This is a genomic window from Streptomyces sp. NPDC002851, assembly GCF_053591935.1.
Window position 1 is genome coordinate 18,874 of record NZ_JBSFUT010000025.1, and the last position, 14,899, is coordinate 33,772.

Genomic DNA, 14,899 nt, shown 5'->3' on the forward strand with positions numbered 1-14,899 from the left:
GGTGAGGGGAAAGATCTGCCGGACAGGCCCTAGGCGGGGGCCAGGCCTCTTCCTGGTCGCGTTCGCGGCCGGGGCGGGCGCGCTCGCCGCGCGCCCTTCGCCGCCCTGCAGTACGCGGCGCTGCGCCTCGTCAGGCGGGGGTGAGCGAGCGCAGGTATGCGGCCGTTGGCCGGTCGGCCGGGAGGAGGGTCTCGATGGCCAGCTCGGCCACGGTCACGTCCATGGGTGTGTTGAACGTCGAGATGGACGACACGAAGGAAAGCAGACGGCCCTCGTGCTCGATGCGGAGCGGCAGTGCGAAGTGGGGGGTGCTCTCGTCGTCGCTCGCGCTGTTCTCGCCGGGGTTCGTCACAGGGTACGCGGCGACCTCCTCGTACAGCGCGCGCAGTGCGTCCGAGCGGCGGAGCGCCAGCTGGCGTTCCATCTGGTGGAGCAGGTGGCCGCGCCACTCGGCGAGGTTGCGGATCCGGGGGGCCAGGCCCTCCGGGTGGAGCGTGAGCCGCATGGCGTTCAGGGGTGGGTCGAGGAGGTGCTCCGGTATGCCGTCGAGGAACCGCGCCATCCCGTCGTTGGCGGCGATGACGTGGTACGTCGCGTCCACGACCAGGGCCGGATACGGCTCGTACCCCTGAAGGAGCTGCTCCAGGCCCTCGCGGAGCACGCCCAGTGACGGGTCGTCGAGCGGGGTCTCCGGGAAGCGTGGGGCGTAACCGGCGGCAAGAAGCAGCGCGTTCCGCTCCCGTACCGGCACATCCAGGTGGTCCGCGAGGCGCAGCAGGAAGTCCTCGCTGGGCCGGGACCGGCCGGTCTCGACGAAGCTGATGTGCCGGGCCGAGGAGTCGGCCCGCAGCGCGAGTTCCAGCTGGCTCAGTCGGCGCCGCTCGCGCCACGCGCGCAGCAGCGGGCCCGCGCCCCTGCCGTCCCCGGCACGCTCCCCGTCTCCGATTCCCTTGCCCCGCACGGCGGTTGTCATACGGATGACCGTAGCCGATGGACGGCGACCGGCCGGATGCGTACGGCTGTGGCAGGCTGAGCCACAGACCCGCCCACGACCTGGCGAAGGAGCGCGGCCATGGCACCCCCCGAACCGCTGTCGCAGAAGGAGATCGAGGAACGGCTCGCCGAGCTCCCCGGCTGGTCGCGCCAAGGCGACCTGCTCGCTCGCCGCTACCGGCTCGGCTCCCACTTCGCGGCCGCGACGCTCGTCATGCACATCGCGCAGGTCCAGGACGAGCTCGACCACCACGCGGACGTCACGCTCGGCTACCACTCGGTCGACCTCACCGTGAACACGCACAGCATCGGCGGCAAGATCACGAAGTTCGACTTCGGGCTCGCGGAGCGGGTGGAGGAGCTGGCGGCCGCGCACGGGGTGCGTTAGGCGTTCGCCGGAACGTTGCCGGAACGGCAACTTCGCTGGCTCGTGCCGGGGACCCGCGCGCACCCTGGGCGCGACGGTGGAAACCCCGGCAGCCAAGGAGCAGAGATGGGTCACGGTCAGCACGCTCATCACGACGACGCGTTCTTCGACTGGAACGCGATGTTCGAGTACATGGAGCGGAACGCCGAGGTGTACACGCCCGTCTACCGGGCGATCGTCGGCGATCTGAGGGCCCTGTGCCCCGCGCCCGGTCGGATCCTGGACGCGGGCAGCGGGCCCGGGGTGATCTCCTGCCTGCTCGGGCGGGAGTTCCCGAGCGCCGAGGTCGTGGCCGTGGACGACGCCGAGAAGCTGCTCGAACGGGCCGCCGCCCGCGCCGAACGCTCGGGTCTCGCCGGTCGGCTGCGCACGCACCACGCCGAGCTCCCGGAGGGGCTGCGGGCCGTGGCTCCCGCGGATGTCATCTGGTCGGGGCAGGCGCTGCACCACATCGGCGACCAGCGCGCCGCCCTGGCCGCGTACGCCGACTGCCTGGCGCCCGGCGGCGTCCTGGTCCTGATCGAGGGCGGCCTGCCCGCGCGCCATCTGCCGCGGGACTTCGGCATCGGGCGGCCCGGCCTGGAGTCGCGGATGGTCGCGGCCCACGAGGACTGGTTCGCCGAGATGCGGGCCGCGCTGCCGGGCGCCAAGGACGAGACCGAGGACTGGCCCGCACTGCTCGCCGCGGCCGGGCTCCGGCACGTGAGCACCCGCAGTCATCTCCTCGACCTGCCCGCGCCGCTTCCGGAGGTGGCCCGCGCCCAGGTCGTCGACCGCTTCGCGCGCGTACGCGAGCACTTGACCGAGCGGCTCGACGCGGAGGACCTGGCCACCCTCGACCGGCTCCTCGACCCGGCGGACGAGGCGAGCCTGCACCGCCGCCGTGACCTGTATCTGCTGACCGCTCAGCCGGTGTATCTCGCCGTCAAGCCGTAGCCGTAGCCCTTGGCGTAGACGCCTTCCCCACAAAGAGGGCCTGAAGAGACCCCGCTGCCAATATGGCTCCCGCTCTCGCCGGAGTGGGAGCCATTTTCGGTATTCCTAAGGGGAGACGGGGAATTGAGACGCAGCAGACTCAGCAGACGCAGATATGCGCGTATCCCGGTCGCCACGGTCACCGCACTCGCGCTGGCCTTGGGCATCGGCACGACGCAGGCCTTCGCAGAAGAGATACCGCCGGGGGCGGCCAACGGATGGTCCTCGAAGAACGACGACGATGACGATGCCGAGCCCGGCCCGCGGCCCGGTGCGGTCCCCGAGGAGAAGCGCGCCGAACTGCTCGGCGAGGGCTACCGGTCGTCCTCCGACCGGGCGTTCACGACGTCGGGCGACGCCACCGGCTTCCACCTGATGGTGGCCGACGAGAAGAACGGCTACGCCTGGAAGACCGCCGCCTCACTGGCCGAACCGGGTTTCGAGACGGACACCTGGATCGGCAATGCCTGCCTGACCGCATCCGGTCGGTACGCGGCGGTGGCGTACGCGCCGCGTACCTTCACCAACAAGCCCCGTCTGATGAGCCGGGGCGCGTTCACCGCCCTCGTCGACCTGACCGACGGGTCCGTGCGCAAGCTGCCGTTCACGGCCACGCTCGGCTACTTCTCGCCGGGCTGCGGCACCGCGGAGGACGTGGTGTTCTCGCAGTTCAGCGACGAGAGGACGGCGAAGAAGAGCGAGACCCGGCTGGTCAAGGTCGCCGCCGCGACGGGCAAGGCCGTGAAGACGACGATCGCCGGACAGGTCACCTCCGCCGTGCCCGTCGACGGCGGCGACATCGTCGCCGCGCGCGGCCGACAGGTCGTCAAGGTCGACGGGGAGACCGTGCGGACGGTGGCCCGCACCCATGCGGTGCCGTTCCAGCTCAAGCCGGACGCCGACGGCGGCGTCACCTTCATCGACCGGCTGCCCCGCCCCACAAAGCGCTCCGCATCCGAGGCCGCCGTCTCCCGCGTGACCGCGGCGGCGCTGCGGTCGCCGAACGACAAGGCCAGGGCGGCCCGGCTCGCCCAAGGCCCGCTCACCGCCTTCGACTTGGCACGGACGCCGGGCGGCACCGTGTACGTCACCGGGAAGGCCCGGAGCACGGGCCCGCTGCCGGGCGCCGTCCGTAACCCCGGCGGTCTCGCCAAGGACGCCCGCATGTCGAGCAGCGGCGCCGCGGCCACCACCGTCACCTGGGCGGACGGCAAGGACTCGCGGATCTCGCCGCGGGACGCCGGTTCGGCGCGGGCCGCCCGGATCACCCTCAAGGCCCTGGACACCGGCAAGTCGGTCGTCCTGGACGCCATGCCGGGGGCCCGGATCGGCAGCGACAGCGCGCAGCGCGCCTCGACCGCGACGAGCCCGGCCCTGACCGGGAACGGGACCGGGACCAAGCCGTCCGTCTCGTCCGGCGGGGTCTCGACGATGGACAACCCGGTCGACACGGACCGTACCTGCTCCGTCCCGCGCAACAACCCCAAGAAGCAGGCCTTCCAGCCGACCCCGCGGCAGATCGAGTGGGCCGTGGACCAGGCCATCGTCGGCCAGCTCAACAAGCATGTGAGCAGGCCCGCGAACTGGAAGAACATGGGCATGCCCGGGTATGCGCCGCAGACCCTGTTCCCGTTGAGCTCCATGTCCGGTGGCAGCGGTGCGGACTGGCACGTACCGGCCCAGGTGATGCTCGGCATCACCGCGCAGGAGTCGAACATGTGGCAGGCGACGCGGTTCGCCGTGCCGGGTGTCTCGGCCAACCCGCTGATCGGCAACTTCTACGGCGTCCAGTACTCCTCCGACGGGGAGCAGACCGACCCGTGGGCCATCGACTGGTCCGAGTCCGACTGCGGTTACGGCGTCACGCAGGTCACCGACGGCATGCGGCTGCCGGGCAAGGGCCAGCCGACGAAGCCGGAGATCCAGCAGGAGGCCATCGCGCTCGACTACGCGGCGAACATCGCGGCGGGCGTGAACATCCTCATCGAGAAGTGGAACCAGACCCGCGCCGACGGCATGCTCATCAACGACGGCCACCCGAAGTACATCGAGAACTGGTTCTACGCCCTGTGGGCCTACAACTCCGGCTACTACCCGAAGGCCAACTCCGGCTCCACCTCCGGCAAGTGGGGTGTGGGCTGGACCAACAACCCGGCGAATCCGCTGTGGAAGGAGAACCGGCTGCCGTTCCTGGAGGGCCCCGGCGGCGGTGACGACTACAGCCACGCCGCGCACCCGCAGGACTGGCCGTACCAGGAGAAGGTGATCGGCTGGGCGGCACGGCCGATCTCGGCGATGTTCAAGCCCGGCGACTTCCAGCCCGGCTACCGCGCCGCGTGGTGGACGAGGGTCGAGTACCGCACCACGGCCAAGCCCCCGATCGACCAGTTCTGCGACAGCAGCAACGACTGCGACGCGTCGAAGATCGACGACGGCGCGACCAACGACACCGGCGGCGGCCCCTGCCTGCTGCCGGGCGACCCGAACGAATCGGATCCGCTGTATCTGAAGTGCTGGTTCCATAACCCCGCGACCTGGAAGAACTGCACGACCCAGGCCCAGTGCGGCAACCCGATCCACCGCTTCGACGACACCTATCCCGAACAGCCCGACGAGAACTCCTACCCGCCGCGCTGCTCGTCCGGACTGCCCACCGGCACGAAGATCGTCGAGGATCTGCCGGGCGGCGTGACCCCGGTCGGGTCTTCGAGCCGATCGTGCGGGGCGGTGTCGTCCTCCGGCACGTTCAATCTCACGTTCGGCACCGCCTCGTCCCGGATCGATCTGCACCAGATCGGCGCGGCGTACGGCAATCACTTCTGGTTCTCGCACACCAACAAGACCGGCACGACCGACGCCAGTCGCCTGAAAACCACCGGCACCTGGTCCCTCGGCACCTCGGACCGCGGCTGGCTGCGGGTCTGGGTGCATCTGCCCGACCACGGGGCGCACACCCGGCAGGCCGCCTACACCGTGGGCGGTACGGACTCCACCAGTACCGTGCGGGTGAAGCCGCAGCGGGTGCTCGCCAACAAGTGGGTGTCCCTGGGCGCGTTCAACTTCACCGGTACGCCGACGGTGTCGCTGTCGAATGTGACGCAGGACGGCCGGGGCACCGAGGACGTCGCGTGGGACGCGGTCGGGTTCGAGCCGCTCGGCGGCAAGCCGACGCACCAGATCGTGGCCATGGGCGACTCGTACTCCTCCGGCGAAGGCGCCTCGGACCCCGGCGGCGAGGACTACTACCGCGAGTCCGACTACTACGACGAGGCGCGGCCGGAGACCGAGAACAAGTGCCACCGCTCGAAGCACGCCTGGTCCCGCCAGGCCGTCCTGCCGGGCTACCCGAAGTCCATCGGGGCGATGGCCGACGACCGCGACAAGAACATGGACTACCAGTTCGTCGCCTGCTCCAGCGCCCGCCACTACAACATCCTCAATACGGGCCAGAGCAGCGAACTGCCGCAGATCAAGCAGGGCTACCTCGACCAGTACACCACCAAGGTCACCCTGTCGATCGGCGGTAACGACGCCCGGTTCGCCGACATCATCCAGGAGTGCATCACGGCGGCCACCGTGTGCAACGACAACTCCATACCGGCCGTCGACCCGGACAACGGGGCCGAGACCGGCGGCGAGACGGGCCCGTTGAACGAATGGGCGCCCAAGTGGCTGGGCGAGCAGATCCGTCCGCGCCTCGCCACGATGCTGGGCGAGCTCCACAGCAAGGCGCCGAACGCGCAGATCGTGCTCATGGGCTACCCGAGGCTCCTGGAGAACAACGGGCAGTGTGTCTTCGGCATCGGCACCGAGGAGGCGCCCTGGCTGAACGAGATGGCGGACGTCCTCGCAGGCGAGATGAAGGGCGCGGTCAGCGACGCCAACACCCGCTACAACGCGAAGGCCGTCTTCTCCGACCCGCGCGACGAGTTCGCCGGGAAGGCGATCTGCGGTGATCCGGAGACGGTCCACGGCATCGTCCTGTCCGGTCACTCGGAGGCGGACAACCGGGACTGGGAGTGGTTGCCGGGCAACGTGGCCCCGTCGATGAAGTCCTTCCACCCGAAGACCGACGGCGCCGGTCATTACGCCCGCGCCCTGGAACACACCCTCGCAGGAAGCTGATCCCCAACTCGCCCTGATGGACGGGGGTTTGAGTGCGGAGCGTACGACGCCGTACGACCGTACCCGGGCCCCCGTCCCGCTTTCCGTGAAACGGTAAGGACATGACGAAGAGCAGGACGATCCCCTGGATCCGCGGCCTGAAGGGCATGCTCGTGTCGGGCCTCGCGGCCGTCCTCTGCTCCTGGGGGTGGAACGCCCTGCGGGACTGGGCCGACGACGTGGCCGCCACCGGTGGGGACACGATCGGCGCCGGGTGGATCGAGAGCGCGCTCGCCGGGCTCGCCGGGATACTCGCGATGCCGCTGCTGCTGTGGGCGGGCATGCGGCTGCTCGGCGAGCGGGGCAACCATCTCCTGGTCCTGCTCGGCCTGGTGGCCTGGTGGCCCATCGGCGGCCATGTGGTCGAGGACGCCGTCGGTCCCGTCGCCACCGGCCTGTTCCTCGCCCTGTTCGCCGTAATCGGGGGCCTGCTGTCCCTCGCCGAGATGCCGGGGAAGAAGGGCACGAGCGGCACGCCATGACCGGCACGCCATGACCGGCACGCCATGACCGGCACGCAATGACCGGCACGCAATGACCGGTCGGGCGGCGCCGGGCCAAGGCCCGGATGCCGCCCGCCCGGTCACAGTGCGATCCCGGGAGATCAGGGCAGGTCGAACTCCGCCGGGTTCGGGCCGAGTCGCTTGCCCTCGTCGAGCGCGGCGATCGCGCTCAGGTCCTCAGCGTCCAGCTCGAAGGCGTCGTCCTCGATGAACTTGATGTTCTCCTCGATCCGCGACGGCGTCACGGACTTCGGGATGACGACATTGCCGAGCTGGAGGTGCCAGCGGAGCACCACCTGCGCGGGCGTCCGGCCGTGCTTCTGGGCGATCGCGACGATCGTCGGGACCTCCAGGAGGCCGCGGCCGCTGCCGAGCGGCGACCACGCCTCGGTGGCGATGCCGTGCGCGGCGTGGAAGTCCCGGGCCGCGGCCTGCGCCAGCTGAGGGTGCAGCTCGATCTGGTTGAGCGCGGGCACGATGGAGGTCTCGTCGATGAGCCGCTGGAGGTGCTCGGGCAGGAAGTTGGAGACGCCGATCGCCTTGGCGCGGCCGTCCGCGTAGATCTTCTCGAACGCCTTGTACGTGTCCACGTACTTGTCCGCCGCGGGGCGCGGCCAGTGGATCAGATACAGGTCGACGTACTCCGTGCCGAGCTTCGCGAGCGACGCGTCGAAGGCGCGCAGGGTCGAGTCGTATCCCTGCTCGGTGTTCCACAGCTTGGTGGTGACGAAGAGCTCCTCGCGGGGGATGCCGGAGCCGGCCACGGCCTTGCCGGTGCCCTCCTCGTTGCCGTAGATGGCGGCGGTGTCGATGCTGCGGTACCCGGCCTCAAGGGCGGTGCCGACGGCGCGTTCCGCCTCGTCGTCCGGGACTTGCCAGACGCCGAAGCCGAGCTGGGGCATGGCGACGCCGTTGTTGAGGGCGATGGTGGGGACCTTGCTCACGAGCTCTCGATCCTTACGTGGGTGGGTGATACTCGCATTCTCAACGAAAACCGAACGGGCGGCATTCCCGTTCACGAGGCGTTCACGCCCGGCTCCGTCCCTGCGTGCCGCCGCTCACGCCCGCTCCGTTCGCTCCGTTCGCACCCGCTCAGGTCCGCACCATTGACCGTGTCCCGTCATAGCGGAACTCTGGAGTCTGTACACCTCGCCGAACGCAGGACCCACTCGTGAACGGCGTGGCCGCTTCCCGTTGCGTGCGTCCGGCGGCCAGCATGCATCTCGACAGGCACCTCGATCACTCCTGAACCCCCCACCTCAGGAAGGCAGGTACGGCCGATGAGCCAGCTCACGGACGAAACCCACGGCGCCACGGCGGAGCCCGGCGGCCTCACCGCGGAGCACGACAGCACACCCGACACGGCGTACGACACCTGGGTGACGCCCGCGTACACCGTCGTCGACACCGCACTCGAAGTCACCGCCTACGCCCGCGCCGACCGGTAACCGCGCCGCCATGCTGCTGCAGGTGCTCGGCACCGCGGCGGGCGGCGGACTGCCCCAGTGGAACTGCGCGTGCCCCGGCTGCACCGGGGCACGCGCCCGACCGCACCGGCGCCGCCGCCACGCCTCGCTCGCGGTACGGGCGGGCGAGCGGCGCTGGTACGTGGTCAACGCCACCCCCGACCTCGGCGAACAGATCGAGGACTGCCCGCCGCTCCACCCCGGCCCCGGACCCCGCGACACCCCGCTCACGGGCGTGCTCCTCACCGACGCCGAACTCGACCACACCCTCGGCCTCGCCCGGCTGCGCGAAGCGGACCACGTCGAGATCCACGCCACCGCCCCGGTGCGCGGCGCGCTCCTCGACCGGCTCCACCTCGCCGACGTACTCACCCCCTACACCACCCTGGAATGGCGGGAGTTGGCCGCCGAACCGCGCCCCCTGTCCCCGCCGAGCGAGCCCGGCGACGCATCCGACGCGCTGCTCGTCAGCGCCATCCCCTGCTCCGCCAAGCGGCCCCGCTACGCCGCGGGCACCGGCCCCGACGAGCCCACCTGGTCGGTGGCGCTGCGCCTGCACGAACCCGACACCGGCCGCACCCTGCTCTACGCCCCCGCCGTCGCCGCCTGGACCGCACCTCTGGAGCGCGCCGTGCGCGAGGCCGACTGCGTGCTCTTCGACGGCACCTTCTGGGACGACGAGGAACCCCGCGGCGCCGGTTTCTCCACCCGTACCGCCACCGAGATGGGCCACCTGCCGATCGACGGACCGCACGGCACCGCGCACCGGCTCGCCGCCACCGGAGCCCGCGTCCTCTACACCCACCTGAACAACACCAACCCCCTCGGGGACCCGGACGCCGAGCAGCACAAGCGGCTCGCCGCACAGGGCCTCGAGGTGGCCACCGAACGAATGGTGATCGAGCTGTGACGACCACAACTCCGCGGGAACAAGAGGCATGTGAGGTGGCGCCGTGGCCGAGCGCCGAATTCGAGGAGCGGCTGCGTGCCGTCGCCGCCGAGCGCTACCACGACCGCCACCCCTTCAACGTACGCATGCACGAAGGCGGACTCAGCCGCACCGAGCTGCGCCGCTGGATCGCCAACCGGTTCCACTACCAGCGCCACATCCCCGTCAAGGACGCCCTGATCCTCGCCAAGTTCGATACGCCCGCGCTGCGCCGCGCCTGGCTGCGCCGCATCCAGGACCACGACGGGCCCGCCGAGGGGCAGGGCGGCATCGAGCGGTGGCTGCGGCTCGGCGAGGCGGCGGGGATCGACCGCAGCGAACTCCTCGCCGGGCGCGGGGTGTTGCCCGGAGTGCGGCTCGCCGTCGACGGCTATGTCAACTTCTGCCGACTGCGGCCCGCACTCGACGCGGTCGCGGCCTCGCTCACCGAACTGTCGGCGCCGGGCATCATGCGCACCCGGATCGCCGCCTTCGAGCGCCATTACCCGTGGATCGACGCCGACGGCCTCGCCTACTTCCGCACCCGGATCGGCCAGGGTCGCCGGGACAGCGAGGAGGCCCTGGCTCTCGTACACGCCTGGGCGCGCACCCGCGAACAGCAGGAACGGGCCGTGGCCGCCCTGGAGTTCAAGTGCGGAGTTCTGTGGTCGCTGCTCGACGCGGTGGCGGCGGGGGAGCCCTTCGCGGAACCGGACCTGGAACCGGACCCTGACCCGGAACCGGACCCCGACCCGGAGCCGGTGCTGCCGTCATGACGGCAGCCTGGCGTCCCGCCCTCGCCCGCGCCGTCCTGCTCCGCCCCGACCGGGTGCGCGGCGACGACCTGCTCGTGCTGCCCGAGCGCGTGGTGGTCCTGCACGGCTCGGCCGGGGCGGTCCTGCGCCTCTGCGACGGGCGCCGGGACGTCGCCGGGATCGTCGCGGAGCTGGCCCGGCGGCACCCGGGCGCGCCGGTCGGCGCGGAGGTGCCCCAGTTCCTGGAACAGCTCCGGGAGCAGGGGTGGTTGCGGTGACGGCGGTCGGTACGGACTCGGACTCGGGCGTACGTCCATCGGGTGGCGGCCCCGCGCCGCCCTGGGCGCTGCTCGCGGAACTCACCCACCGCTGCCCGCTGCGCTGCCTGTACTGCTCGAATCCCGTAGAGCTCACCGCGCGACGCGAGGAGTTGACGACGGACGAGTGGGCGGATGTGTTCCGGCAGGCCGCCGGGCTCGGTGTCGTCCAGACGCATCTCTCCGGCGGTGAGCCGCTGCTCCGCCGCGACCTGGCCGCCCTGGTCGGCGCCGCCGACGCGGCGGGCATCCACACGCAGCTGGTCACCAGCGGGGTCGGCCTGCACACCGCGCGGCTGCGGGAGCTCGTCGACGCCGGGCTGCGCAGCGTCCAGCTGTCCGTGCAGCACACCGACGCCGAGGCCGCGCGCCGGATCGCCGGTGCTCGCGCCACCGTCGCGAAGGAACGTGCCGCCCGGCTCGTACGCGAGGCCGACCTGTCGCTCGGCGTCAACGCCGTGCTGCACCGGCAAAACCTCGACGAGCCGACCGCCCTCGACGACCTGGTGCGGCTCGCCCTCGACTGGGGCGCCGACCGGATCGAACTGGCTCACACCCAGTACTACGGCTGGGCGCTGCGCAACCGGCACGTTCTGCTGCCGGACCGGGACGCGGTCGCCCGCGCGCGCGAGGCCGTCGAGCGGTGGCGGGAGCGGCTCGGCGGGCGGATGGAGCTGGTGTGGGTGGCGCCGGACTACGTCGACGGCGTGGCCAAGCCCTGTATGGGCGGCTGGGGCGCGGTCTCCCTGACGGTCGCGCCGGACGGCACCGCGCTGCCCTGCCCCGCCGCCGGGAACCTGCCCGGCCTCGACCCGCCGAACGTCACCGAGCACCAACTGGACTGGATCTGGCGGGAGTCGGCCGCCTTCAACCGCTACCGGGGCCAGTCCTGGATGCCCGAGCCGTGCCGAAGCTGCGAAGGGCGCACCGAGGACTTCGGCGGCTGCCGCTGCCAGGCGTACGCACTCACGGGCGACCCCGGCCGCACCGATCCGGCCTGCCGACTCTCCCCCGACCACGGCCTGGTACGGGCACTCGTCGAAGACACTGCGGAAGCAGCGGACACCGCGGACGCAGTGGACACCGCCGCGGACGCAGCGGACGCAGCCGTACCGCCGTCAGCACAGCAAGCCTCCCGACCCCCCACTTATCGCGAGGAGCCCCGATGACCCCGCTCACGAGACGACTCTCCCTGCTGCTCGGCACCGGCGCCCTGGTGTGCTCGGCGGTGATCGCATTACCCGCCGCCCAAGCCGCGCCCCACGCCCCCCACGCCCCCCACGCCGTCCCCCTCGGGGAACCGACCGACGTCACGCCCATATCCACCGACTGGACGATCCCTTGGGCCGTCGCCTGGACCCCCGACGCCTCCGCCGCCTTCGTCACCGAGCGCGACAGCTTCGGCGTATGGCGGGTCGGGCCCGACGGCGGTGAGAAGACCCGGGTCGGCACCGTGCCCGAGTCCGAGACGACCGGCGGCGAGGGCGGCCTGATGGGCGTCGCCGTCGACCCCGACTGGGCGAACAGCCCGTACGTCTACGTCATGCACACCTCTTCGGAGGGCAACAGGATCGCCCGCATGACGTACGAGAACGGCCAACTCACCGACTACACCCCCCTGTTGAAGGGGATCAAGAAGAACAAGTACCACAACGGCGGCCGCCTCGCCTTCGGCCCGGACGGGTTCCTCTACGCCACCGCGGGCGACGCCCAGGACCCGGACCTCGCCCAGGACAAGGATTCCCTCAACGGCAAGATCCTGCGCCTCACCAAGGAAGGCGACCCGGCGCCCGGCAACCCCTTCGGCAGCCACGTCTACAGCATGGGGCACCGCAATCCGCAGGGCCTCGCCTGGGACGCCCAAGGGCGCCTCTGGTCCGCCGAGTTGGGCCAGAACACCTACGACGAGCTGAACCTGATCAAGCCGGGCGAGAACTACGGCTGGCCCACCTGCGAGGGCATGTGCGACGAGCCCGGCATGACCGACCCGAAGAAGACCTGGTCCACCGCCGAGGCCTCACCGAGCGGCCTTGCGGTCGTCGACGACGCCCTGTACATGGCCGCCATGCGCGGCCAGCGCCTCTGGCGCATCCCCATCAGCGCGGACAGCGAGGAGGTCGGCGTGGCGAAGGCGTACTACCAGGGCGAGTACGGGCGGCTGCGCGCGGCGACGGCCGTGCCGGGGGAGAGCGCGCTGTGGCTCACGACCACGAACGCCGATGCGGGCGGTGGGCAGCCGGACGGCTCGGACCGGCTGTTGCGGGTGACCATCGGTCAGGGCAACAACAGCCCGTCCGGCGTTTGAGGACGAGGCCCTTGAGGCCGAAGCGAGGGTCTGGGGGCGGCAGCCCCCAGACCGGGCGACGCGGCGCGGACCGGCGCGTTCAGGCGCGGTACAGGGCCTCCACCTCGACCGCGTACGCCTGCTCGATCGCCTTCCGCTTGAGCTTCAGGGACGGCGTGAGCAGGCCCTCTTCCTCGGAGAACGGATGCGCCAGGATCCGGAAGGTGCGGATCGACTCGGCCTGTGAGACGAGGGTGTTGGCGGCCACGACGGCGCGCCGGATCTCGGTCTCCAGATCGGGGTCGCGGACCAGTTGCGCGGGTGGGAGCAGCGGTTTGTTGCGCATGTTCAGCCAGTGCTCGACCGCCTCGGCGTCGAGTGTGACGAGCGCCGCGATGTACGGGCGGTCGTTGCCGACCACGATGCACTGGGCCACCAGCGGGTGATCGCGGACCCGTTCCTCCAGCTGCGCGGGCGAGACGCTCTTGCCGCCGGAGGTCACGAGGATCTCCTTCTTGCGGCCGGTGATGGTGAGGTAGCCGTCCGAGTCGAGCTGGCCCAGGTCGCCGGTGGCGAGCCAGCCGTCGTGCAGGACCGCGTCGGTGGCCTTCGGGTCGCCGAGATAGCCCTGGAAGACATGCTCGCCGTGCAGCCAGACCTCGCCGTCGTCCGCGATGTGCACCGTGGTGCCGGGGATCGGGCGGCCGACCGTGCCGTAGCGGGTCTGCTCCGGTGGGTTGGCGGTCGCGGCGGCTGTCGACTCGGTCAGCCCGTAGCCCTCGTAGATGATGACGCCGGCGCCCGCGAAGAACAGTCCGAGCCGCCGGTCCATCCCGGAGCCGCCGGACATCGCGTGCCGCACCCGTCCGCCCATCGCGGCCCGCACCTTGGAGTACACCAGCTTGTCGAAGAGCTGGTGCTGCATCCGCAGCGCGGGGGACGGCCCGGGGCCGGTGCCGAACGCGCGGTTCTCCTGGGCGTCGGCGTACTTCACGGCCACCTCGACGGCCTTGTCGAACGGGCCGAGCTTGCCGTCGAGTTCGGCCTTGCGGCGGGCCGCGTTGAAGACCTTCTCGAAGATGTACGGCACGGCCAGGATGAACGTCGGCTGGAACGAGGCCAGATCCGGAAGCAGTGCCGCCGCGTTGAGGTTGGGCTGATGGCCCAGCTTCACCCGGCCGCGTACCGCCGCGACCTGCACCATCCGCCCGAAGACATGGGCCAGCGGCAGAAAGAGCAGGGTCGCCGCCTCGTCGCCGCGCTTGGAGTGGAACACCGGCTCCCAGCGCTGGATGACGGTGTCCGCCTCGTACATGAAGTTGGCATGGGTGATCACGCAGCCCTTGGGGCGACCCGTGGTGCCGGAGGTGTAGATCACCGTGGCGACCGAGTCCGGGGTGACCGCGCGGCGGTGCCGGTGCACCACCTCGTCGTCGATGTGCTCGCCGGCCCGGCGCAGTTCGGCCACCGCGTCCGCGTCCAGCTGCCACAGGCGGCGCAGCGACGGCAGCCGGTCGACGACCGACCCGACCGTCATGGCGTGGTCCTCGTGCTCGACGATGCAGGCCGATACGTCGGCGTCGTGCAGCATCCAGAAGACCTGATCGGCCGACGAGGTCGGGTAGATGGGTATGACCTGGGCGCCGATGGTCCACAGCGCGAAGTCGAAGAGCGTCCACTCGTAGCGGGTACGGGACATGATGGCGACCCGGTCGCCGAACCGTATGCCCCCGCTGAGCAGCCCCTTGGCGAGCGCGAGGATCTCGTCGCGGAACTCCGCGGACGTCACGTCCCGCCAGCGGCCGTCCACCTTGCGCCCGAGCACGACCCGGAGCGGATCCTCCTGCGCATGGTCGAAGACCGCATCGGCCAGGCCGCCCACCGGCGGCGCCGACGCCAGGGGAGGTGAGGTGAACTCACGCAATGGCTCTCCTTGTGGCGCTCCGCACAGCGCCGTGACCGTACCCCAACGCGCGCCCCGGCGGGAGGGGGGTTCCCTCCGCCTGGGCGCGTCGTATTGGTACTGGTCAGCCGCCGAAATGCGGCCACAAGGGGGGAGGCCGGACAGAACCTTGAACGGTTCCTGA

Annotated in this window: 13 protein-coding genes; 10 read left to right on the forward strand and 3 right to left on the reverse strand. The window is 71.1% G+C overall.

The features are described 5' to 3' along the window. Positions 1-130: 130 nt before the first annotated feature. Positions 131-973: a helix-turn-helix domain-containing protein gene (locus ACWD10_RS24615; protein WP_451094471.1), complete on the reverse strand. Its 843-nt coding sequence runs from the start codon at positions 971-973 to the stop codon at positions 131-133. 99 nt (positions 974-1,072) lie between these two features. Between ACWD10_RS24615 and ACWD10_RS24620 the strand changes: the two genes are divergently transcribed. From ACWD10_RS24620 to ACWD10_RS24635, 4 genes are all read left to right on the forward strand, one after another. Continuing rightward, complete coding sequence (locus ACWD10_RS24620) at positions 1,073-1,381, forward strand: 4a-hydroxytetrahydrobiopterin dehydratase (protein ID WP_451094473.1); 309 nt, start codon at positions 1,073-1,075, stop codon at positions 1,379-1,381. Between the two features lie 105 nt (positions 1,382-1,486). After that, a complete protein-coding gene (locus tag ACWD10_RS24625; RefSeq protein WP_451094475.1) occupies positions 1,487-2,356 on the forward strand; it encodes a class I SAM-dependent methyltransferase in 870 nt (289 codons plus the stop codon). Positions 2,357-2,479: 123 nt separating this feature from the next. After that, positions 2,480-6,520, forward strand: coding sequence for a golvesin C-terminal-like domain-containing protein (locus tag ACWD10_RS24630; protein WP_451094477.1), 4,041 nt, complete (start codon positions 2,480-2,482; stop codon positions 6,518-6,520). 101 nt (positions 6,521-6,621) lie between these two features. Beyond that, a complete protein-coding gene (locus ACWD10_RS24635) occupies positions 6,622-7,041 on the forward strand; it encodes a hypothetical protein (protein WP_451094479.1) in 420 nt (139 codons plus the stop codon). Between the two features lie 122 nt (positions 7,042-7,163). On the opposite strand, the gene ACWD10_RS24640 is transcribed toward ACWD10_RS24635, so the two are convergent. Then, positions 7,164-8,006 (reverse strand): aldo/keto reductase, encoded by an 843-nt coding sequence (locus tag ACWD10_RS24640; RefSeq protein WP_451094481.1) that lies wholly within the window; start codon positions 8,004-8,006, stop codon positions 7,164-7,166. A 336-nt stretch (positions 8,007-8,342) separates the two neighbouring features. Between ACWD10_RS24640 and pqqA the strand changes: the two genes are divergently transcribed. Genes pqqA through ACWD10_RS24670 form a run of 6 tightly spaced genes read left to right on the forward strand, consistent with a single transcriptional unit; the run spans position 8,343 to position 12,833 of the window. After that, on the forward strand, positions 8,343-8,510 hold the full coding sequence (gene pqqA, locus ACWD10_RS24645; RefSeq protein ID WP_451094483.1) for a pyrroloquinoline quinone precursor peptide PqqA: 168 nt from the start codon (positions 8,343-8,345) through the stop codon (positions 8,508-8,510). A gap of 10 nt (positions 8,511-8,520) precedes the next feature. Continuing rightward, positions 8,521-9,438, forward strand: a complete 918-nt coding sequence (gene pqqB / locus ACWD10_RS24650; protein WP_451094485.1) for a pyrroloquinoline quinone biosynthesis protein PqqB — start codon at positions 8,521-8,523, stop codon at positions 9,436-9,438. Beyond that, positions 9,435-10,232, forward strand: a complete 798-nt coding sequence (gene pqqC / locus ACWD10_RS24655) for a pyrroloquinoline-quinone synthase PqqC (RefSeq protein WP_451094487.1) — start codon at positions 9,435-9,437, stop codon at positions 10,230-10,232. The genes pqqB and pqqC overlap by 4 nt, the downstream gene beginning before the upstream one ends. Beyond that, positions 10,229-10,489, forward strand: a complete 261-nt coding sequence (gene pqqD, locus ACWD10_RS24660) for a pyrroloquinoline quinone biosynthesis peptide chaperone PqqD (protein ID WP_451094489.1) — start codon at positions 10,229-10,231, stop codon at positions 10,487-10,489. Before pqqC ends, pqqD begins: the two co-directional genes overlap by 4 nt. Further along, on the forward strand, positions 10,486-11,697 hold the full coding sequence (gene pqqE, locus ACWD10_RS24665; RefSeq protein ID WP_451094618.1) for a pyrroloquinoline quinone biosynthesis protein PqqE: 1,212 nt from the start codon (positions 10,486-10,488) through the stop codon (positions 11,695-11,697). The genes pqqD and pqqE overlap by 4 nt, the downstream gene beginning before the upstream one ends. Next, a complete protein-coding gene (locus ACWD10_RS24670) occupies positions 11,694-12,833 on the forward strand; it encodes a PQQ-dependent sugar dehydrogenase (RefSeq protein ID WP_451094491.1) in 1,140 nt (379 codons plus the stop codon). Before pqqE ends, ACWD10_RS24670 begins: the two co-directional genes overlap by 4 nt. A 79-nt stretch (positions 12,834-12,912) precedes the next feature. Here the strand turns inward: ACWD10_RS24670 and ACWD10_RS24675 are convergent, their stop codons facing one another. After that, positions 12,913-14,736 carry an AMP-dependent synthetase/ligase gene (locus ACWD10_RS24675; RefSeq protein WP_451094493.1) on the reverse strand — a complete coding sequence of 608 codons (1,824 nt, stop codon included), beginning with the start codon at positions 14,734-14,736 and terminating at the stop codon, positions 12,913-12,915. Positions 14,737-14,899 lie beyond the last annotated feature (163 nt).

Excerpts from the sequence above, each read along its gene's own strand:
- ACWD10_RS24615 (WP_451094471.1), bottom strand. The coding sequence starts at position 973 with ATGACAACCGCCGTGCGGGGCAAGGGAATCGGAGACGGGGAGCGTGCC.
- ACWD10_RS24620 (WP_451094473.1), top strand. The coding sequence starts at position 1,073 with ATGGCACCCCCCGAACCGCTGTCGCAGAAGGAGATCGAGGAACGGCTC.
- ACWD10_RS24625 (WP_451094475.1), top strand. The coding sequence starts at position 1,487 with ATGGGTCACGGTCAGCACGCTCATCACGACGACGCGTTCTTCGACTGG.
- ACWD10_RS24635 (WP_451094479.1), top strand. The coding sequence starts at position 6,622 with ATGACGAAGAGCAGGACGATCCCCTGGATCCGCGGCCTGAAGGGCATG.
- pqqA (WP_451094483.1), top strand. The coding sequence starts at position 8,343 with ATGAGCCAGCTCACGGACGAAACCCACGGCGCCACGGCGGAGCCCGGC.
- pqqB (WP_451094485.1), top strand. The coding sequence starts at position 8,521 with ATGCTGCTGCAGGTGCTCGGCACCGCGGCGGGCGGCGGACTGCCCCAG.
- pqqD (WP_451094489.1), top strand. The coding sequence starts at position 10,229 with ATGACGGCAGCCTGGCGTCCCGCCCTCGCCCGCGCCGTCCTGCTCCGC.
- ACWD10_RS24670 (WP_451094491.1), top strand. The coding sequence starts at position 11,694 with ATGACCCCGCTCACGAGACGACTCTCCCTGCTGCTCGGCACCGGCGCC.